The following is a 20,200-nucleotide window of genomic DNA, read 5'->3' on the forward strand; positions in this document are numbered from 1 at the left end:
GCTGGGCAGCTACAGTCGTCGCCATGAGCGACTCCCAGTTCCACGAGGTCGTGGCCCAGCCCCGCACCGCCGCCGGCGTGCTCTTCTTCGACGAGGACGACCGCGTCCTCCTCGTGAAGCCGACCTACAAGCCCGGCTGGGAGATCCCCGGCGGCTACCTGCACGCCGGCGAGACCCCGAGCGAGGGCGCGGCGCGTGAGGTCAAGGAAGAGCTCGGCATCACCCCGCCGATCGGCCGCCTTCTCGTCGCCGACTGGGCACCCCACCCCACCGAGGGCGACAAGCTCCTCTTCGTCTTCGATGGCGGCGTCCTCCCCGCCGACGATCTCGACAACATCACCGTCGACCAGGTCGAGATCGGCGACTACGCCTTCCACACCACCGACCAGCTCAACGAACTTCTCATCCCCCGCCTCGCCCGCCGCGTCCACGCCGCCTGCGTCGCCAGGACGCAGTCCGCGACCGTCTACCTGGAGCACGGAGCGACTCGCCCGTAGGCACAGGAGCCACCCACTCTTCACAATATGGAGCATGTGAGCGTCGCTTGGCGTGGCATGAGTCGCTTCCGTAACCCGCACCGTACTGACTGATGGAGGGCGACCACCGGGTCGGATTCGAGCACTGGCGTTCTACAGTGAGGTCGCTTCCCCAACTGTCAGTCGCGGGAAGCATTCTGGAGACGTGAAGTACCCCAAGACAAACTGCCCGGTCTGCCACCGCTCAGTGGCCGTCCACCCGACCAGCCACACTGTCGTGCGGCATGACCCCGGTGATCGCGATCTCCATCGCGATCTGGTGAGTTGCTCGGGCAGCCTGCAGCGCATCGAGTTGAACGGCCAGCTGACACTCGACCTAAATAATGAGGCCGTCACATCTGATATTGATCCGCAGCCCTCACTGTTCTAGCGAGTGATGGAACGGGCCAGATCCACACGGGTTGCTTGCCTGCCCTGCCTGATGGAAGCGACTGGGGAAGAGGGGTCGACTTGCGGTATGCGGTCGATGACAGCGGAATCAGGATCGAACCGACGCCTGGCGCTATGGCAAGGTGCCCCTTGCCTTGTGCAGGCCGGCCGAGGTTCCTATCGGGCCTCGGCCAGCCTTGGCCGGGAATTTGCTGACTACCCGCGGATGGTGCTGCGGGCGAAACTCTCCAGGATGCGACTGCTCGGAACTTCCGAGAGGGAAACGAGCCGGTTCGCAAGTGCGACGGGAATCAACGCGTTGTCGTACATCGAGCAGCGAAGCTCCGAGACGCCCGCAAGCACATCAGCGAGGTTTATATAGTCCTCGAACTTTGGGTCGGACTTGTGCCCGCCGAGGGTCGGGACAGTTGCCACGTAGGTGCTGCCGTCCTTCGCCTTGAAGATCATCTTTCCGCCCCAGTACGTGTTCTGTCCGTACGAGATCGTGCCGCCGGGATCGCCGGGTACGACGTACTTGTAGATGTACTCGTTCGACAGGGGAAAGACGACGCCGGCGAAGTCCCCCTCGGCTTTAGCCTCCGCGAGCGCCTTCTCGAGACTCTTCTCGATGTGCATCGCGTGCTCCACGAAGGAGCCGCTCTTCTCGAGGCCTACCACGTTGAGGAGCGGCAGGATCCTGCTCGGGTCGGATGGATCACGGTACGTGGCAAGGAAGGTTGCCAAGTCGCGCAGGGGATCGGCCAGCGTGAAGACCTGGCCGAAGAGAGCGAGCGGGCCGTCCTTGATGAACAAGAACTCCCGCAGCAGGATCGGCTTCATCTCCCACAGCGCGTGGATCACGTGGACCAGCGCGAGGGTCTCCAGCGCTGAGAGCAGGTAGGACGTGATCCGACTGGCGCCCTGCTCGTCGTCGACGAGCTCGTGCAGGCGCAGAACATCGGCGAGGAAGATGGGGCCGCCGCAGTTCGTGCACTCGGAGCGGTAAGGGGTGTCCGGGGTGAGCACGATCTCCTCCCGGTTGCACCCGTTGACGCTCTCGTTCGGGCAGTGGCGGAGCGTTCGACGGGCATCCGGGGTGGTCGTCCAGCGACGGAACAGCAGCCAGCGCAGGGTGTCGTAGAGGGACTTGTCGCCGTCGACCGGACGGGCGAGGAACTCGTGGAGCGTCAGGCGGATCGAGTCCTGGAGTCCGAGCCCGTTGCGGGAGATGTTGCGCGTGGGAAGAGCGAGCTGGTAGCGCTGGATCTTCTTGAGCTTGGCGAGGTCCTCGGGCGCGATGAACGTTTCACGGTCGAGTTGCCGCAGGTCGTCGAGCTTGAAGATCAGTGGGCCGAACGCGAAGAATGTGACGGTAGCCGAGGGGAACTCGTCGCGGACCAGTGCCTCGCGAAAGCTGCCGTCCACCGCGATGACGTGCTTGATGGTCTGGGTCGTCGGCAGAGGTACCCGGGCGAGGAGCCCCTGGACGGTCTCAGTGTCAGCAGGCCGCGGGATGGTGCACTCGGAGAGGAGGTCCTTGACCTCCTGCGAGGCGATGATGTTGGTGTGGGAGATCTTGCTGGCACGTTCCATGGGCTTGCGCCCATGCAAGCTGGAGTAGGCCATGCTCAGACCCCCGCGACCTTGAACGGGTCGACCTGAATCGGCACGATGAACGTATTCGAGTCGGTCTTGAGCCGGATGAAGCCCTTATCAGTGGTGCGCCGCAGGCTCTCCGTGAAGTCCTCGAAGTCGTAGAACTTGTCCAACTCCCGCAGCTCATCGCGGTTGTTCAGGTGCGAGACGAACCAGTTCTGAGTGTTCTTCAGGATACTCCCGGAGATCGAGCTGACCTCCTGAGTCGCGTAGCACAGGCCGAGCCGGAGCTTCTGACCCTCCTTCGCGATGCGGTTGTAGATCTGGGTGAGGTCCTTGTCGTCCTTGCGGGGGAAGAGGTTGTGGGCCTCCTCGAAGTACATCTGGATGAAGTTCGTGAGGCCGTTGTTGATGAACCGGTCCATCGCCTCGTTGAAGATCGCGCGCGAGACACGGTCGGAGTAGGTGCGCTGGATATCGGGGTTGCCTTGCGACAGGTCCAGGATCACGATCTTCCCGGCGCGCAGGAGGCCCACGATCTCTTCCTCGAACGGGTTCGTGGCCTTGTCGGTGTGCAGCTGGCGGTGCTTGATCAGCTTGCGGAAGCCAGCCTCGTTGGCGGATCCGCCGGGCTTCGAGCGGCGCGTGAGGAAGCGCATCAGGGTCTGGGTGTCCTCGTCAGCCCAGTCCCGGCCCTCCTTGGCCTTGTACGCCTGGAAGGGACCGTTGGCGTCGTCGTAGTGCTCCCACGCGGCCTCGAACCATGCGATGGCGTCATCGAGGGAGATGCCCTGGCTCGGGTCGACGCCGGCCAACCCTGGGATGCCGCTTTCCCTGATTTGCTGCCTGACCTTGAAGTAGATCTTCTTGCCGCCGTTGCTGAACCCGGCAGCCTTCAGACACGCCTGGTAGGCGGCCTTCTTGACGGCGTAGCGAGTGTTGGCCGAGAAGTCGCTGGGGTCGGGCGCGGTCCAGTCGATCGCGCAGAACGCCTTGGTGTAGGTGCTCTTGTCGTCGTCGAGGAGGCTGGACAGCAGTCCGTGCCCTTCGACGATCGAGTTGTGGAAGTTGAGCTTCATAACCCTGAAGCCGGGCTTGTCGAGAACGCTGTAGCGGGTGACGTCGTTCGGGTACTGCTGGAAGATCGCGGTGCCATCGTCCTGCTGGTTGGCGTTGGCGTACTCACCGTTGATGTCGAAGATGATCTGGCCGACGGGGAGGATCTCCTCGTCCTTAATCTTCACGCCGGAGCCGGAGATCCCCACGGTGGCCTGGATGATCTTCTTGACGGAGTTGGACTTGCCGGTGCGGGTCATGCCGAACAGGGCAGTCCGCTTGCCGAGGAAGTCCAGGGCGGAAACGTAGACCGGGACCTCGTCGCCGGTGTGGTGCCTGAGGCTGGAGCTGTAACGGACCCGTCCGATCCGCTCGTCGCCCTTGCCGCCAGGGATGCCCTGCTCACGGAAGTTGACGAGGTATTCAAGGATCTTGCCGCTGGGCTTGACGACGCGGTAGTTGTGCGGGGCGTAGAAGTTGTCCAGGTCGCCGGCGAAACGGGTGGTGCGGGTCTCGTCCCGGTAGAAGGTGCCAATCACGCGGCACTCGAGGCCCGAGAACTGGAACTCGGCACGGGTGTAGGAGTCGAGAGGGGTGCCGCTGTCGTCCCGGGGGGCTTCCTTGTAGTGGTCGACCATGGCCATCACCATGTCGTCGTCGGTCGGCAGCTTGGTGGGGCGCAGTACCCGCAGCAAGATGGCCTCGTCGATGCCGGCTTCTCCGTTGTAGAGCGCGAGGAGGAAGGCGCCAGCTGGGACTCCGCCGACGCTCTGCTTCCACTTGTCGTTGCTCATCAGGCGCAGACGGTCGAAGTCGAGGTAGAAGGGCCGGCCGACGAAGGCGTCTTCCTTGCGGCTCTCCGCGAAAAGATCGACGCTGGCGAGCTGCTTGAGCTCCTCGAGCATGGTCATGGTGCGGTTCCCCCTCTTGAGAGGTCCTAGCTGCGCGCGTTCGCGAATGACAGCTTCTGTGCCCAGGACGGCGGGACGACGTCCGGGAGTTTCTGAGGTGTGGGGCTGAGCAGCAGAAGCCGGTCGACCTTGGTGGCCCGGCCGCTGTTGTTCTTCCAGATGCGACTGACCTTGCGGTCCTGGGGGATCTCGTCGGCAATGATCCCGTGCAGGTGCCAGCCCTGGTCTTGCAGTACTTCGTCCCAGACGGCCTGGGCGAGGTTGAGGTCTTCGTCGCCGCGGCGGACGTCCCCGATGACGAAGCACACGTAGCCGTCTTCGGCGACGACCTGCTGGAGGTTCGCCGAGACCGACTTCATGAACTCCAGATAGCGGGTGAGCGAGGCCGAGGCCATTAGCCGCTGGTCGACCTCGGAGGATGTCTCGCCCAGGAACCAGAGCCGGACCCAGTTGTACTTGCCGTACTTGATCACCTGCAGGTACGGAGGGGACGTGAAGATCAACTTGGGGCGACGCTGGACGAGCCATGATGGTGCTGCGGTCGTGGCATCGTGGACCCAACTCTTGCCGCCCTCCCGCTTGGCAGTTGGGAGCTCTAGGCGCTCCAGCCGGGTCCTCAGCATCGCGAAGACATCAACCTCGGGCCGCACGAGGCCGTGCTCCTGGATGTACTTCGCCACGTAGCCCGGGGCCATCGCGAATGTGTTCGGCATGCTGATCGAGAAGCCTTGGGGGCCGGACTTGTTGTGGTTTGCGTGGAGCATCCCCAGGATCGTGGCGATCCAGAAGCAGTCGGTGTCGTTCGTCCGGTCCAGCCGCTCCTTGAGCCAAACCAGCTGCCGCAACGTCTTGTCGCTATAGAGCATGGAGATGTTGGCAGGCTCGTTGGCGATCGACACTGCACGTGGTGAAAAGCCGGCCTCGAGGTCGGCGAGACGCTTAAGCAGGGTGCGCTTGCTCGGTACCCGCGTCTTGGCCTGCGAGAGGACGACAGCCAGCGGGTTGGCGTCACTGCCGTATCCGCGGCGGCCCTGGAGCACGGCTTCGAGCGGCACAGTTCCCCGGCCGGAGAACGGGTCATAGACGGACTCGCCTGGCTGAGTGAGCCAGTCGATGAAGAAGTGCGCCAACTGCGGTGGGAACATGGCAAAGTAGCTGCACAGGCTATGCAAGGAATGACCCCACCGCCGGGGGGCAGAGCGCCACTGCAGCGGAAGGTCCTGGATCGGGTAGCTCGTGGAAACGCTCATGCCTCTGATCATGTAGTACCAGTGCAGTTGCAGGCCAGTACACCCTTGGGCCTGAGCAACCCTGACACTACCTTCCGTCACCCGTTCGGCGCATAGAGATCACAAAATCTGTCAGCGAAGATGGGCGTGAGATGTCGGGATCCCATCATCAGCTGGCAAGTCGGTGGCTCCGTCAGCAGCGGGCCTTGGCGCTGGTGGCTGGGGGCGCAAGGCGGAACGCAGCTGCAGGCAGGCTGCAACGGCAGCCGAACGGGCCGAGCTGCGTCGTGCCAGATCCGTGCCAGAACGGGTGGTGAACGCCGGGTAGCAGCGGTCTGTGTCGGGTCTCCGAAGAGTCCAATGCGCTGGCATCACTGCAGGGCAGGGGCATTTTTCGGCCCGGAAGCCCAAAGATTCCCAAGCTTAGAGCGCGAGTTCGATTCTCGTCGCCCGCTCCATAAGGAAAGCCGCAGGTCAGCGACCTGCGGCTTCACTATTGCCTGGTCCATTACTACCGGGATCGCGCCATGCGCCACCAGGGGCAGCCGCACCGGCGGTCAGGGCTTATCGCCCGGCCGGGTGCCTGCCATCCCGTCCGCGTGTGGTTCTGAGTCTGAGCCCGGCGATGCCGCCTTCGACGAAGCAATCGACGGGATGGTCGGGAGGCTGGCTGCACGACTGGCCGGTTGGGGGGTTCCGTGATCTGGCCCAGGCCGACACACGAGCGGCGTGATCGGTTCGGATCGTTAGGGCGGACTCACAAGCCGACGGCTTGTCTCGGGCTCGGACGCGGACTCCACGGCGTACGGAGGACCGGCGGCATGGCCCGGCCTCCGTCGGCTCGCGGGATCTCATCGATGGGGTGAAAGAGGGGGCGTCGGGGCTGAACATCTGCTGTGATGGGGGCTCGGTCGGGTCGGTGTGGCAGAGTCATCGCTCAGGTCGGCGTGGCGGAGTCAGTTGATGCGGGCAGGGGCTGTGCGGCTTCGATGCCGGGGCCGGGCCTGCCGGGGCGCGGAGGCGGGGCACGGTTGGTGGCGGGGGCGAGCAGGGGACCGGGGGTGGGGTTGCCGGCGTTTCCCGCGGTGGTGGACTACGCGGGGCTGGCCGACGACCTTCGCGTGCTCGGGGCCCGGCATGTCGTGCAGGTTCTGGTGCTTCCAGGGCCGGGCCCGATCAGTGAGGCCAGGCCCGGATTCCGGGTGCTGGACGGTTTGTGGTTTCCCGGCCGGGCCAGGCGGTGGCGGCTGGCCGACCAGGCGTACGTACGGGAGATTGCGGACGGGTGGCGGGCGTCGGGGGATCCGCGGAGCGATGCCGCAGCCGCTGTCCTGGGCCGGGTGCATGCGGTCCTGGAGTCCGACCGGATGGGTCTTCGGCGGCTGGCGCTCTATCAGCTGTTTGTTCTGCTCCGGGAGCATCCGCAGGGTATCGGGGCCGACGCTGCCCAGGAGTTGGGCGTGCATCCGGAGGAGGCTGCGGAGGTGGCGGCGGCCGTTGCCTGGCGGGGCGCGGACCGGGAGGCGGCGGAGGGGCTGCTGGACGCTTGGCGGTCCCGACGGCTGCGGCAGGCGGCTGCCTTCGCCGACCGGCTGCCCGCGGCGTCCGGCGATCATCTGCTCGAACAGCTTCGGCATCGGATCGCGGCCGACCGGGCGGAGTTGAGCGCCCTGCTCGACGAGGCAGCAGCACTGGAACGGGGCGACCGCTTCGGGGAGGCGGTCGCCTGCTGCCTGCGGGCGGTACGCCTCGGCGCCGATGAACCGGCCGCCGTGTCCGCCCTGGTCCGGGCCTCCGGCCGGCTGTCGTCGGCGACCGGTTCGCCCGAGATCCGCTCGGTTCCCACCGTCCAGGGGGTCCGGTTGACTTGGGAGGATGCCGTGTCGCGCTCCCCGGGCAGCCCGGCGGTGTCGTACAGGGTGCTGCGGTATTCGGCGGGTGAGCCGGGCCGTGCAGTCGAGATCGGCGTCGGTGGCCAGGCCGAACTTCTGGACATCAGACCGGAGTTCGGAAGTACGGTGCGCTACGCCGTGCTGCCGGTGGTGGACGGGCAGGTAGTGGGCCGGGCGTTGGTCGGTGAACCGTGCCCGGTCACACCCGAGGTGTCCGGGCTCGATCTGAGCCCGGGACGTCGGCGGGTGGTGGGAGGATGGCAGGTGCCACGGGCGGCGGCAGCCGTGCAGGTACTGCGGCAGGCCGAGCCCGGTGCGGACGGGTTAGAGCCGCCCTCGTGGGTCGGCTGCGAGCACGAGGGATTCGTCGACGAGGGGGTGACACCGGGCGGCTACGTGTACACCGTGCGCTGCGGTTACCCGTCCCCCGACGGTGAGTTTGTCTGGTCCGACGGGGTGTCTGCCCGGGTGCTCGTGGAGGAGTGGCCGGACGAGTTGGAGGCGTTGTCGGCCAGCCGGGCGACGACGGAGGGGGCGGTCCGGCTGGAGTGGGCCGTGCCGGAACGTGGCGAGGTGCGGCTGGTCTGGTGGCCCGATGCGCTGCCGCCGGCCGCCGGTGAGGACCTCACGCACCGTACCGACGGCTTGGCGCCGCTGGCCGGTCGCTCAGTGCCGTCGCAACGCAAGGCTGTTGAGCTCGACCTGGTACCCGGAGTGCTCACCCGGCTCACCGCGATCACGACGCTGGGGCGGCGGAGCGTCGCGGGGCCGACGCTTCTGCTCGATACCCGCGGTGCCGTCGACGGCTTGGCAGTGGTGCGCTCCGCCGACGGCACGGCCCGGGTCTCGTTCGCCTGGCCCGACTCGGCGCAGCAGGTCGTCGTCAGCTGGACCCAGGGCGGACGGACCGAAGCACAGAAGGTCGTGCGCAGCAGCTACCTCCGTGACGGACTGACCCTGCCGGTCGACGACCGGCTGTGCCGGGTGACGGTGTCCCCGGTCAGCAGTGAGGCCGCCGACCTGGTCATCACGGACTCGACCGACCTCGTACTGCCGGCCTGCGTCCAGGTCTCCTGGACACTGGGCCGGTCCCGCCGGCGTGCCCCGGCGTTGCTGCCGGTCGAGATCCGGGCCAGCCGACCGGGCACGGACGAAGAGTCGCACTGTCCGGATTTCCGGCTGGTCGCGCTGGCCGGCCCCATTCGCCCGCTCCGGCCGGAGCAGGGCGTTGAACTGCTGCACGTCTCGGGGGAGGAGCTGACGTCCGCCGCGCCGTTCGTTACCCGCCTCGACCTGCGGGAGCTGTCCCGTCCCTCCGTCCTGCGAGCCTTTCTGACCGGCCCACACGCCGCCGGTGCCCGACTGCAGGACCCTCCACTCGATGCTTTGGTGGTTCGCTGAGATGACCGATGTGGTCTGCCCCTACTGCTTCAGCCGGGACAACGCCTCCCAGCTGCAGTACCGCTGCCTGATGTCATCGGTGGGAGTACGGGGCAGCAACCCGTGCGGGCCCGAGCCGGACGAGGTGTGGGCCACCTTCACCGGACGGGCCGCGAGTGGGGGCAGCCAGCGGGCCGCGCTGCGGGGGCCGCTGTTCGATCCGCCGGGGCGGCTTAGCGCGAGGAAGGGGCGCGCCGCCTGCCCGAGCTGCGGTGTCACCACGCCGGTCCGAGTCTGCCGGACCTGCCACAGCGACCTGCCCGCCGACTACTGCGACCAGGAGAGCCGGATCATCGCGTTGGTCGGCCCGAAGACGGCGGGCAAGAGCACGGCCACCACGGTGCTGGTCCACGAGCTGCGCGGCCGAGCGGGCCGTCCCTTCGGCGCGGCGCTGCCCGCGATGGGGGCATCGACGCAGGCCCGGTTCCAGGAGATGGAGGAGGACCTGTACGACGGCCTGCGGCTGCCCGCCCCTACCCAGAGTGCCGCGATGAGCTTCAACGACCCGCTGATGTTCCGGCTGAGCCTGCCGCGGGCCGGCCTGCGGGGGAACGGGAGTCGGCACACCTCGCTGGTGTTCTTCGACGCCGCCGGGGAGAACCTAGCCAGCGCCGAGGCGATGGACCGCTACACCGCCTACCTGGCCGCCGCCGACGGGATCATTCTGATGGTGGATCCGCTTCAGCTGCGGGCGGTCCGTGACCTGCTCGCCGGACAGGGCAGCCGGCTGCCCGACATCGAGGCGTCGCCGGTCCAGATCGTGGCCGACCTGGCCGAGCAGCTGCGCGGTCACCGGCGCGGCAACTCCCAGGGCCGGGTGTCGACGCCGCTGGCCGTGGCGCTGACCAAGAGTGACGAGCTCCGTACGGTCCTGCCGCCCGGCTCACCAGTGGCCACCAACGCCACCCATATGGGCGGCAAGCTGGATGAAGCGGACCGGCTCGGCGTCCACCATGAGGTACGGGCACTCCTGGAGGACTGGGACGGCGGGGCGCTGTATCGGCAACTCGACCGGGACTTCCAGACCTTCTCGCTGTTCGCGCTCTCCGCCCTGGGGGCGCCGCCGCCTGCCGGTGCACCCGCTGACGCACCCAAGCAGGGACCGCAGCCGGTTCGGGTGGAGGATCCCCTGTTCTGGCTACTCGGTCTGCGTGGGCTGCTCCCGGTCAGGCGGACGAAGTGACCCAGGGCGGACGGCGCCCGCGCCTGCGGCTCGGACGGGCCGACACGCAATGGTCGTACGAAAGGGGATGACGGTGGCACTGGAGCAGCTGCACTACACCTCTGCGCCGCCCGGTTCGGACGGTTCGGGGTTCCGGTTTACCGCGGTGTCGGCGGGGATCGGTCCCGAGATCCTCCGGCAGGCCGAGCCGGTCCTGGGGTACGAGCCGCCGCGCGACGCCCCCGCTCGACCCGATGATGCCGAACTGGCGTCCTTCCCGGTGACGTTGGCTTTCACCCGGCTGGTGGACGGCAGCAGCCTGCTCAGCCGGACGGTCTACACCGGTGCCGACTACACGGGGCGCTACGGCAACTTCCATGCCCACGCCGTCCACTTGCCCCGCGGTGCCATGCTGCCCGGCCGGCTGCTTCCGGTGGAGGCATGGGGATCGCCGTCCTGGCAGTCCACCGACCCGGGGAGGTCGAACGCCGAACCGCTGACGGAGTTCGCGGCCGGTGGCACCTTCGGCCGGGAGGTGCTGACCCGCTTCGCCCGGGAGCGAGCGGACCGGCTGGCTGTCTTCCTGGCGGATGTGCAGGAGCTCTTCGCCGAGCAGGCCGGCCCCCAACTGGTGCTGGTCGAACAGGAGCCGGCGAGCGTCGCGCGATGGGTCGCGCTCGCGTGCGGTGCGCTGCCCGCCCGGTACGCGGCCGAGCTCACGTTCATCACCTACACCCGACGCCCCTATCGCTCCAAGCACATGGTGGTGGGAGTACGGCAGGACGCCGAGTTCGGTTTCAGCCCGGCCGAACTCAACCACCAGTATCGCGTGCACCATGGAGCGGGCGGCCCGTCGAGCCCAGATCGGTCCAGTCTCTGGGCCCGGATCGCGGCCCGGGTCTGGTTGGCCGGGCGGCCCGACCTCTTCCAGCGGGCTGCGGCCGGGCAGCGGGAGCACGGAACAGCCGACCGTTCGGACGAGTTCGGCACGGGCCGACTGGCGGCGCTGGCGTTGGGCGCGGGCATCAGCCTGGCGGTGGACGGGCTGCATGCGGCGGTCGATTGGGCCTGCGGCCACGCCCGGGAGCACGACGAGGACTTCTGGCGCACCTTCGTCGAAGGCCTGGTGGCTGCCGCGGCCGGCGAAGAGCCACAGCCGGCAACGGAGTTCGCACGACTCGGCATCGCGCTGCGCGCCGCCGGGTGGTCGGACGGCGTCGCCGACCCGGTCGCCGCCGCAGCGGTCCGTGTCGTGCTGCGCGACCCTTCGTCAACCGTCACCATCGACCCGCTGCTGCTTCGGCGGAGCGCGGTGGCGACCATGGTGCTTGAGGCCGAGATCGGGGCCGCGCTCCGAGCAGCGGTGTCGGACGGCGTCGCGTCGTTCGACCGCGTTCTGATGCTGCTCGAACTCGCGGACCGCCTGGGCGTCGAGCTCGGTCCGGAGTCGGGCCGGGTGGCTGGCCACCTGGCGGCGGCTCTGGTCGGCTCCGACGGCCGGTCGGCGGAGCGCGCGGCTGCCCTGCTGGACCGGGCGTACGGCGTTCCGCTGCGCTCCCCGGTGCTGGACCGGCTCAACGACATGGCCCTGGAAGGCGATCCGTGGGCCGTCTCGGCCGCCTTGGCGGATCGTCATATCTGCATCTCATGGGCTGACTTCAGCGAATATCCGCATCTGCAGACGGTACTGGCGGCGCCCTCTGGCCGAGGCGGGCTGCCGCTGCTGCGTCATCTGCTGAACTCGCCCGTCGTCGGCCTTGTGTCCGAGGATCCTTCTCTGCTGCGGACGGTCTACCGACTGGCTTGGCCGACCGTGCCGCCGGGCGCCGTCGACGCTCGCGACCTGCTGGCCGTGATCGGCCCCGATCTGCTGTGCTCGGCCGGCCTGCAGCGCGACTTGGTGGCCGTGGCACTCGGCAGCCCGCCGGACGACGTCCACGCCCCGGTCCTCGCGGCAGCCCTGCTTGCCGGGGGGATGACCGAGGGCCGGGAAGCCGCGGCACTCGACGTGCTGCTGTACGCCGCCCAGGTGCGTTCCGGTGAGGTCGGGCCAGGTTTCACCGGTAGGGCGCTGGCACTGGCGCACCGGGCCTGGCCGCTCGAACCGGCCATCGCCCGACGCCTCGACGACGCGGTGGCACACCGGGTGCTGGTGGGCTTCGGTCCGTCCGTACCGGCTGGGCCCGGCGTTACCGAGGTGCTGTCTGCCGAGGACTTGGCCACCCTGGCCAACAGCGGAGACGAGGGGCTGCTATCGGCGTACCAGCGGCTGGCGGGCGGGCGCTCGATGTTGGACCGGATGCGGTCGGACCTGCGCTATCCGGCCGCTTGCTTCGTTGCGTGGCAGTCCATGCCCGGCGCCTCGCAGCTGTGGGACCGGACCAGGGAAGGGCTGCTGGCCGAGGTCCTGAAGCCGCTGCTGCGCAGGTTCTCGCCGGACGAGCTGGCCGAGATCGGGCGGCTGGTGGGGCGGGCCCCCTTCGTGGTCCCCCGCGGCGGATCGTGGACCGAGCGGTGGAAGGGGTGGTACCGCCCGGGCCTCGCGGAGCGCTTCGGGCTGCGCCGCGGTCCGGGGCGCGCCGCCGGGCCGCCGGGCCATCGGCCCTCACCTGACCTGGCCCCACCGCCTCGCCGTGGCACGGACCGGGAGGACGGACGATGAACCCCACCCTCTGGCTGGTGTTGCGGGATGCGGCGCTGGCGCTGCTGACCGTGGTCGCCGTGATCGGCGGTGTGACTGCCGTGGTCAGCGCACCCGAGTTCTACGGCACTTTCGCCCAGACCGCCGGGCGACGCCTGGGCCCCTGGCGGGCCGGCCGCCCGGACCGTCGAATTGTGCCACCGGGCTCCGGCACCGAACCCGCGTACGCGTCGTACTGGTGGCGGCAGGTCTGGGTCGACGGCGGCACTGCCGCCCGGTCTGGAGCTCTGGCCTGGTGGCGCCGGCTCGTCGACGCATGGTTGAACGACCGCGGCTGGCGCCGGATGCAGGGGCTCAATCGGGCGGGGCGGACAATCGACAACTGGGCCGTCCGCAAGCTGGCCAGGCTGGTTGGTCTGGGCGTCGCGGTGGGTGCGGTGGTGGGCGCGGTGATGGCCGCCATAGTCGTGGTCGCCCTGCTTCTGCTGTTCGCGGCGCAGCTCGCGCTGGCCGTGGCTTCGTTGGCAACCGCGGCGTTCGTGGCGCGTGGTCTGGAGCGGGTGTGGCTCAGGGCACGCGGGATTCGCATGCGCTGCCCGTACCCCGGGTGTTGGCAAGCCATCGACCTGCCCGTGTACCAGTGCGGGGGCTGTTCGCGGCGGCACCCGGCGCTGCGGCCAGGTAGGTACGGGATGTTCCGTCGGGTCTGCCGGTGCGGGCAGAGCCTGCCGACACTCTCGCCGGGACGCCGAGGGCGGTTGGTCTCGCTCTGCCCGCACTGCAGTCGGGTCCTGCCCGAGGGGCTCGGCTCGGCCCGACTGGTGCACCTGCCGCTGATCGGTGCCGATTCCGCGGGGAAGACCATGTTGCTGATGGCCGCGGTGACGGGGCTGCTGGCGGGAACCCGCAGGTCCGGGCTCGCGGTCGACTTTGGAACCGCTGCCGACGAGGACCGTTATGAGCGGGCCGATCAGCTGCTGCGATCTGGCGACTGGGTCTGGGCGACCACCGAGACGCTGCCGCAGGCCTTCATGGTCCGGGTGTCGAAGGGGCGCCGACGTCGGCTGCTGTATCTGTACGACCCGATGGGTGAGACGCTGAGAAACACCGACTCGCTGCGTGATCAACGCTACCTTGCCCATGTGGACGGGCTGCTGCTGGTCTGCGACGCGCTCGCGGACCGGGAGTTCCGCAGCAGGCTGTCTGCCGGGGAGCAGGACGAGACGGCGCTGGCCCGGCCGGCGCGGGAGCAGCCGACGGTGACCTTCGACCGGCTCGCCGGAGAGATCCAGGCCATGTCCGGGCGCCGGGCGCGCACACCGGTGGCCGTGGCGGTGACCAAACGGGACGTGCTGGACGGGTTGGAGAGCTGCGGGCCGGTGCCGGTCGGGGCCGGGGTGGGCGAGTGGCTCTGCGAGGTGGGGCTGGAGGGCCTGGTCCGGGGTCTGCGCCGGGCTTTCGGCGAGACCAGGTACTGGGCTGTCAGTTCCCGTGCCGCGACCGGCCCTCAGGCAATCGAGGCCGAGGCGATGGCTGCCGCGGCCCCGGTGCTCTGGCTGCTGTCCCGCACCGGGCTACCGGTCGGCCCGCTCGTTCCGGACGGCAGAGGGGCGCCGGGAGCCGGTGGCGAGAGACGGCCGCGTGTTCCGATCGGGAGCAGATCGAGATGACGCCGGTAGACGGGCCGTTCGGACCAGTTGGAGCAAGTCTCTGACGGCCCACCCGCCGTGCGGTAGATTCAGACCGCTGATCACCCGGACCGGCTGATGCGCAGGTCGCACCGTGGGCGGGCGGACGGAGGACACGGTGGACGTACCGGAGCACATCGCGCGGCAACGCAGAGTCGTCCTGGTGCTGTTCGTGGTCGCGGCTTCGGTTGCCGCCCTGGGCGTGCTGGCAGTCGCGGGCCTGCTGCTCGCCCACAGCGTCACCTGATCGTCCAATCCGGCCTGCGGCGTCGGGGAGACGCCATTCGAGGGGAAGAACCACCATGAGCGACATGCCCGGCGGTCCGATGGCGACCAGGCCGGTCCACTTCTTCTGGATTCTCGACTGCTCGTACTCGATGGAGTTCAACGGGAAGATCGGGTCGCTGAACTTCGCCATCCGCGAGGCCCTTCCGGCCATGCAATCCGTGGCGCACGACAACCCGGCGGCCTCATTGTTGGTGCGGGTGTTGACGTTCTCGTCGAGTGCGAAGTGGCAGCAGGCCACGCCCGTCCCGATCGACGACTTCCGTTGGACGGACGTCAGGACCGAGAACATGACCAACCTGGGCGAGGCGCTGAAGATGGTCGCCCGCGAATTGGAAATCCCGCCGATGCCTTCGCGGGCGTTGAAGCCGGTACTCGCCTTGGTGTCCGACGGGCAGCCGACCGACGATTGGCGTGCGGGGCTGAAGGCGATCGACGCCACACCCTGGGGACAGCGAGCGGTCCGGGTCGCCATCGCCATTGGTGAGGACGCCGACCGGGCGGTGCTCAAGGAGTTCCTCGCCAACCCTGAGCTTGAGCCGTTGGACGCCAACAGCCCCAAGGCGCTGGCGGCAGCGATTCGATGGGCGTCCACCGTGGCGGTGAAGGCAGCCTCCAAGCCGATGGCGGGCAAGGAGGAGGGCTCCGGCGGATACGGACCCTACGCTCCGCCGGTGGTTTCGCAGGACGATGACGACGATGACGTGTGGTGAGTGTGCCGCCTGCCCAGCCCGAGGGTGAACGCCCGCCCGCAGCTGGTCCGGAGGCCGCCTGGCGGATCCTCTACCACGGTGTGACCGGCCCGCACAAAACACGCTGCCAGGACTACGCCGAGGGCCGCACGCTCGACGTGGCCGACGGGCAGCGGTCGGCCCAGGTGCAGCTGCTCGCGGCGGCGGACGGGCACGGTGCTTCGACGCACTCCCGCAGCCACCATGGCGCCCGCTTCGCGGTGGAGGTCTTCCTGCGTCTGGCCGGGGAGTTCGCCGAACGCGCCGTCCGGGGCCAGCCACTGACCCGATTGCGGGCAGAGGCCCAGCAGCGGATGCCGCACGACATCGTGCGGGCCTGGGAGGAACGGTGCGCCGAGCACCTGCGAGAGCACCCGCTGGACACTCCGCCCCCAGCAGCCGGCGAACCACCGAGGCGGCGAGACCTGCTGCCGTACGGCACGACCCTGCTCGGTGCTGTGCTCACCCCGGGGCTGGTGGCGGCCTGGCAGCTCGGGGACGGCGAGCTGACCCTGGTCGGTCAGGTCGCCGGAGGTCTCCTGCTTCCGCTGGCGCCCGTCCAACCCGAACTGGGTGACGAGACTGACTCGTTGTGCAGCCGCGACGCACCCAGGCTGATGCGGGTGCACTGGGCTCCGCTGGCTCGGGCGGCGCGCCCGCCGGGCCTGGTGATGCTCTCCACCGACGGCCTGTCCAAGAGTTTCGTCGACCGGGCGGGCTTCGAGGAGTTCGCCCGGGGGTTCTACGAGCGGCTGGAACGGACGGGGCTCTCGGCCGTCCGGGACGATCTGCCGCGTTGGCTGGCCACGGCGGCCGGCTACTCCGGCGACGACACGACCCTGGCGGCGGCCTGGCACGACCAGGGTGGCCGGACGGGCCGAAGGGCGGCCGAGCCGGTTGTCGAAGACAGTGTGTACGAGGCGGAACGACCCGCCCTTGCGGAGGACTCCGAATGACTAGCGGAATGCTCGACATCGGCTCGAACCTGGTCACCGAAACCGGTCGGTCCGTGACAGTCGCCGGGTATCTCGGGTCCGGTGGGCAGGGCGAGGTCTACCGGGTGCGGACAGATCGGGGCGACCGGGCCCTCAAGTGGTACTTCCCGCAGAGCGCCACCGAGAACCAACTCCTGATCGTGGAGGACCTGGTGGCTCGTGGGATTACGGACAACCGCTTCCTCTGGCCAGAGGAGGTCGTGCGCGACGCGGACGACGGGTTCGGCTACCTGATGGGGGTCCGCCCGGACCGGTACCAGGGCCTGCCCGACCTGTTCAAGCGCCAGTTGAAGACCTCGACGCGGGCGCTGCTCACGGCCGGCATCCACATGGTTGAGGCGTACAAGTCGCTGCACTCCCAGGGCGTCGCCTACCGTGACATCTCCTGGGGTAACGTCTTCTTCGACCCGCTGGACGGGTCGGTGCTGATCTGCGACAACGACAACGCCGTTCCCGAGGGCGAGGTTTCCGGCATCAGCGGCACGATGGACTTCATGGCCCCCGAGCTGGTTCGGGGAGATGACGGAGCCGTGCCGCGCACCCAGACGGACCTGCACTCGCTCTCGGTGCTGCTGTTCATGATGCTGATGAATCATCATCCACTCAAGGGCGTACTGGAGTTGCAGATCAGGTGCTGGGACGAGGCGGCCGAACGGCGGATGTACGGCTCCCGGCCGATCTTCGTCTTCGACCCGCAGGACGCCTCCAACCGACCGGACCCGATGGAGCAGGGCACGGTACTGGCTACCTGGGCGGCCACCCCGCCGGTTCTGCGGCGGCTCTTCCAGCAGAACTTCACCGATGGCCTGCACGACCCGGACCGCCGGGTCCGCGAGTCGCAGTGGCGGGATGCGCTCAGTCAGGTCCGGGACACCATGGTGGTTTGCGCGAACTGCGGCCGCCCGAACATGACGGAGCCGGCCGGCACGATCGCGCAGACCTGCTGGTCATGCGGCCGAACGCTGGTCATGCCGCCGTGGCTGGTGGTCACCACGAGCAGCCCGCAGGTGGCCCGCACGGTCCGGCTCGGGCACGGAGCCCAGCTCTACGGGCACCACCTGTCAGGTGAGCCCGAGCGCCATGACTTCGGTGATTCGGCCGTCATCGCCGAGCTCACGGAAAATCCGCAGAAGCCCGGCCGGTACGGCCTGACGAACTGCACATCAGCAACTACCTGGAGCGCTCGGCGCCCGGACGGTACAACGGTCCCGGTGCCGCCGGGCCGGTCGGTACCGCTCCGGGACGGTCTGCGGGTGGACCTGGGCAGTGGCACCGAAGCGGTGGTGCATACCAGCTGAGCCGTGCCGCACCGACGGTGTGTGTGCCGTCGGTGCGGCACGGCCCGGCTCGCGCCGGACAGGGCCCGGTCAGCCGCCGATAGCCTGGTGGATACCCTGTGCCAGGGTGAGCGCGCTGCTGCCCGCGGTCAACCCGACGACGATGGTGTCCAGCCAGGGGCGGATCCGACCGCGGTCGGGAGAGACCTGCTGCTCGGCCGCCCGGACGAGTTCGGCGTGCACCGATTCGGCAGCCGGACGGAGTTCGGGGGCCTCCAGCTGGACCAGTTCGACCAATCGGGCTGCTTGGCGCACGGCATCGGCCGCGGACTCGCCACCGGTGAAGTTGTTCTGAATATTGTTGCTGCCGCCGATCACGGAATTCTTGATCTCGGCATTGAAGGTGAACTGATCGCCGCCGGGCAATGGGACTCCTTGAGTTGCTGAGGCGAAGGGTGCTGTCGGGCGATGGCCTACGGCACGGCGGGCGACCCGCCGGCCGAGGGCTGGCCGGAGGAAGATCCTCCACCCGGCGGTGCCACCGGCCCCTGGTTGTTGTTCTGAGTGTTGCCGGTGCCGCCGATCACCGCGTTGCTGATCGCGCCGTTGAAGATGGTGGTTTGCTGCTGGATGATCTGCTGCTGCTGATCGTCCAGGTCGGAGGTGTCGATCTGATGTGCAGTCAGGAACTCGCGGGTGGATACCAGTACTGCCTGCGTCATCAGCTTGACGAAGGTAGTACTGTCGCGGCGTTCGGCGAAACCCATCTTCTCCCAGGAGGAAGCGCGTTCTCGCAGGCTGTTGGTCGAGCCGAAGTCGAAGGTGGCATAACCCTTCCGGATCTCCCTGCGCTGCTTCTCCAGGACTCGGGCGGTGCGCGCCCGGGCGCTGGAACGCCGCAGCAGCCGACCTGCCGATCCGAACAGCAGTGGACGGGTCTGCCGCAGCGCGTCGTGCGCCGCCCGGAGTCTGCGCCGGACCGTCCCGGCCAGCAACCTGTCTGGGATGCCGAAACGGTCGCCGAGCGGAGGTAGCACGTAGGAGTTGACCTCCCAAGTGAGTGTCGGATGATGCAGCTGGGCGCGCAGGTGCATCGACACCACGACATTCCCTCCCTCGCCTATCACCCGCAGACAGAGGTACGTCTCCATGCCTTTGGTGGGCCGGGCCGCTCCAGCCTTCACCCAGTCGCTCGGTATGACGGCCGCCGGGCGCGTGGTCGGATCGGGCAGCGCATCGGGGATGTGGGAGACGTAGAAGCCACGGACGTACAGCCTGTTGCGCGCGGTCAGCGATTCGAGTCCGGTGGCCTTGGACATCTGCCGGGCGACGTGCTGGTGGAGATCGGCCGCGTCGAACGGGAGGGGAACGAGCGCGGTGCCGTTGGCGTCCTTGGCCGGGCGGCCGATGTTGAGCGGGTTCCAGACCGACTCGCTGATCCGCCAGCCGCTGCCGACGAACGGGTTCACCTTCTCCACGGAGTTGTGGTAGACGACCATGTTGAGGCGCTTGAGCGAGGCCAGGCGGTCCTCAAGCTCCGCCGCCACCGGCGGGGCCAGCGCCATGGCGGAGTCGTCCCGGGTGCTGAGCGCGAGGACGATGCTCCACCTGGCCCAGAGTGCGCGGTACACGACGACGAACGCCGCCACGACGACCAGCAGGGCCGCCCCGAGCGCAACAAAGGCGACGGTCGGTCGCTGGTCGGCGAACTGCGCCGCCGCAAAGGTGATCAGGGCCAGCAGCGTAGCGAGCAGCCCGGCCAGTACCCGATCCCGGCGCTGGATGCGGGCCTCCGCCAGCCGGGAGTGGCGTACCAGGGCGATGAGGTTGATCCCCACCGGCGGGCCCAGTGCCTGGATGCCGTCCTCCACATACTCGGCGAGCACCTCGCGGGCGAGTCGGGGGTCCAGGTGGGCAGTGGCACACATGCGGCGGCTGACCAGGTCGGTGCGGTGCTTGGGTAACGTCGGAAGCGATTTGAGCGGCACGTGCACCTTCCCCCGGCTGGTGACTTCTGCCCCGACTGCCATCCCAGACGCACCGCATCCCGGGCGGCGGCAACCGTACGGCCGACCCAGCCTAGTCCCCACTGGGCGAGCCCTGCCCGGTTGTTGGCCAGAAGGCTGGTCCGGATGGGTGTCAGCGCTCGGTGCAGAGGGGGCGCGACTTCCGCTTCACAGTGCCGACCGGCGCAGGCCACCTGTAGATCCGTTGGCGGAGGCCGGGCGGGGGAGCTGGTCAGCCACGTGCCAGATCAGTGTCAGAACAGGTGGTAAAGGACGGTCGGCAGCGGTCGGAACTAGTGCCGCATCAGGCAACGTTCGCCCCGTTGTGACGTGCCGTCCGGTTGCTGCCTTGGGCATGGCCGGGCGGTCACAATGATCACGTGGCT

At 68.5% G+C, this 20,200-nt stretch carries 15 protein-coding genes; 10 read left to right on the top strand and 5 right to left on the bottom strand.

What is annotated here, in order from left to right:
• The first annotated feature begins 23 nt into the window (after positions 1-23).
• Positions 24-497, top strand: coding sequence for an NUDIX domain-containing protein (locus ACZ5ON_RS24000; RefSeq protein WP_465596242.1), 474 nt, complete (start codon positions 24-26; stop codon positions 495-497).
• Positions 498-681: 184 nt separating this feature from the next.
• Entirely contained in the window at positions 682-906 is a 225-nt protein-coding gene (locus ACZ5ON_RS24005) for a hypothetical protein (protein WP_465596245.1), read from the top strand.
• A gap of 215 nt (positions 907-1,121) precedes the next feature.
• Here ACZ5ON_RS24005 and ACZ5ON_RS24010 read toward each other — a convergent pair whose 3' ends face one another.
• Genes ACZ5ON_RS24010 through ACZ5ON_RS24020 form a run of 3 tightly spaced genes read right to left on the bottom strand, consistent with a single transcriptional unit; the run spans position 1,122 to position 5,718 of the window.
• Entirely contained in the window at positions 1,122-2,531 is a 1,410-nt protein-coding gene (locus tag ACZ5ON_RS24010; RefSeq protein WP_465596248.1) for a hypothetical protein, read from the bottom strand.
• A 2-nt stretch (positions 2,532-2,533) separates the two neighbouring features.
• Positions 2,534-4,468 (bottom strand): ATP-binding protein, encoded by a 1,935-nt coding sequence (locus ACZ5ON_RS24015; protein WP_465596251.1) that lies wholly within the window; start codon positions 4,466-4,468, stop codon positions 2,534-2,536.
• A gap of 26 nt (positions 4,469-4,494) precedes the next feature.
• Positions 4,495-5,718, bottom strand: a complete 1,224-nt coding sequence (locus ACZ5ON_RS24020) for a DNA methyltransferase (protein ID WP_465596254.1) — start codon at positions 5,716-5,718, stop codon at positions 4,495-4,497.
• A 1,046-nt stretch (positions 5,719-6,764) separates the two neighbouring features.
• Between ACZ5ON_RS24020 and ACZ5ON_RS24025 the strand changes: the two genes are divergently transcribed.
• The 8 genes from ACZ5ON_RS24025 (at position 6,765) to ACZ5ON_RS24060 (ending at position 17,829) form a co-directional block, all read left to right on the top strand.
• A complete protein-coding gene (locus ACZ5ON_RS24025; protein ID WP_465596257.1) occupies positions 6,765-8,990 on the top strand; it encodes a SaeA-related protein in 2,226 nt (741 codons plus the stop codon).
• 1 nt (position 8,991) lies between these two features.
• A complete protein-coding gene (locus ACZ5ON_RS24030) occupies positions 8,992-10,212 on the top strand; it encodes a TRAFAC clade GTPase domain-containing protein (protein WP_465596260.1) in 1,221 nt (406 codons plus the stop codon).
• A gap of 73 nt (positions 10,213-10,285) precedes the next feature.
• Complete coding sequence (locus ACZ5ON_RS24035) at positions 10,286-12,853, top strand: GTPase-associated protein 1-related protein (RefSeq protein ID WP_465596263.1); 2,568 nt, start codon at positions 10,286-10,288, stop codon at positions 12,851-12,853.
• Positions 12,850-14,502 (top strand): TRAFAC clade GTPase domain-containing protein, encoded by a 1,653-nt coding sequence (locus ACZ5ON_RS24040; protein WP_465596266.1) that lies wholly within the window; start codon positions 12,850-12,852, stop codon positions 14,500-14,502. Before ACZ5ON_RS24035 ends, ACZ5ON_RS24040 begins: the two co-directional genes overlap by 4 nt.
• Before the next feature lie 136 nt (positions 14,503-14,638).
• Complete coding sequence (locus tag ACZ5ON_RS24045) at positions 14,639-14,767, top strand: hypothetical protein (RefSeq protein ID WP_465596269.1); 129 nt, start codon at positions 14,639-14,641, stop codon at positions 14,765-14,767.
• Positions 14,768-14,846: 79 nt separating this feature from the next.
• A complete protein-coding gene (locus ACZ5ON_RS24050; protein WP_465596294.1) occupies positions 14,847-15,518 on the top strand; it encodes a vWA domain-containing protein in 672 nt (223 codons plus the stop codon).
• The gene (locus ACZ5ON_RS24055; protein ID WP_465596272.1) at positions 15,515-16,492 is read left to right on the top strand and encodes a protein phosphatase 2C domain-containing protein; all 978 of its coding nucleotides are present in this window, start codon (positions 15,515-15,517) and stop codon (positions 16,490-16,492) included. The genes ACZ5ON_RS24050 and ACZ5ON_RS24055 overlap by 4 nt, the downstream gene beginning before the upstream one ends.
• Positions 16,489-17,829: a protein kinase domain-containing protein gene (locus ACZ5ON_RS24060; RefSeq protein ID WP_465596275.1), complete on the top strand. Its 1,341-nt coding sequence runs from the start codon at positions 16,489-16,491 to the stop codon at positions 17,827-17,829. The genes ACZ5ON_RS24055 and ACZ5ON_RS24060 overlap by 4 nt, the downstream gene beginning before the upstream one ends.
• 69 nt (positions 17,830-17,898) lie before the next feature.
• On the opposite strand, the gene ACZ5ON_RS24065 is transcribed toward ACZ5ON_RS24060, so the two are convergent.
• Positions 17,899-18,234: a hypothetical protein gene (locus ACZ5ON_RS24065; RefSeq protein ID WP_465596278.1), complete on the bottom strand. Its 336-nt coding sequence runs from the start codon at positions 18,232-18,234 to the stop codon at positions 17,899-17,901.
• A gap of 47 nt (positions 18,235-18,281) precedes the next feature.
• A complete protein-coding gene (locus ACZ5ON_RS24070) occupies positions 18,282-19,796 on the bottom strand; it encodes a hypothetical protein (RefSeq protein ID WP_465596281.1) in 1,515 nt (504 codons plus the stop codon).
• Positions 19,797-20,200: the final 404 nt, after the last annotated feature.

This window comes from Kitasatospora sp. NPDC032150 (assembly GCF_055579945.1).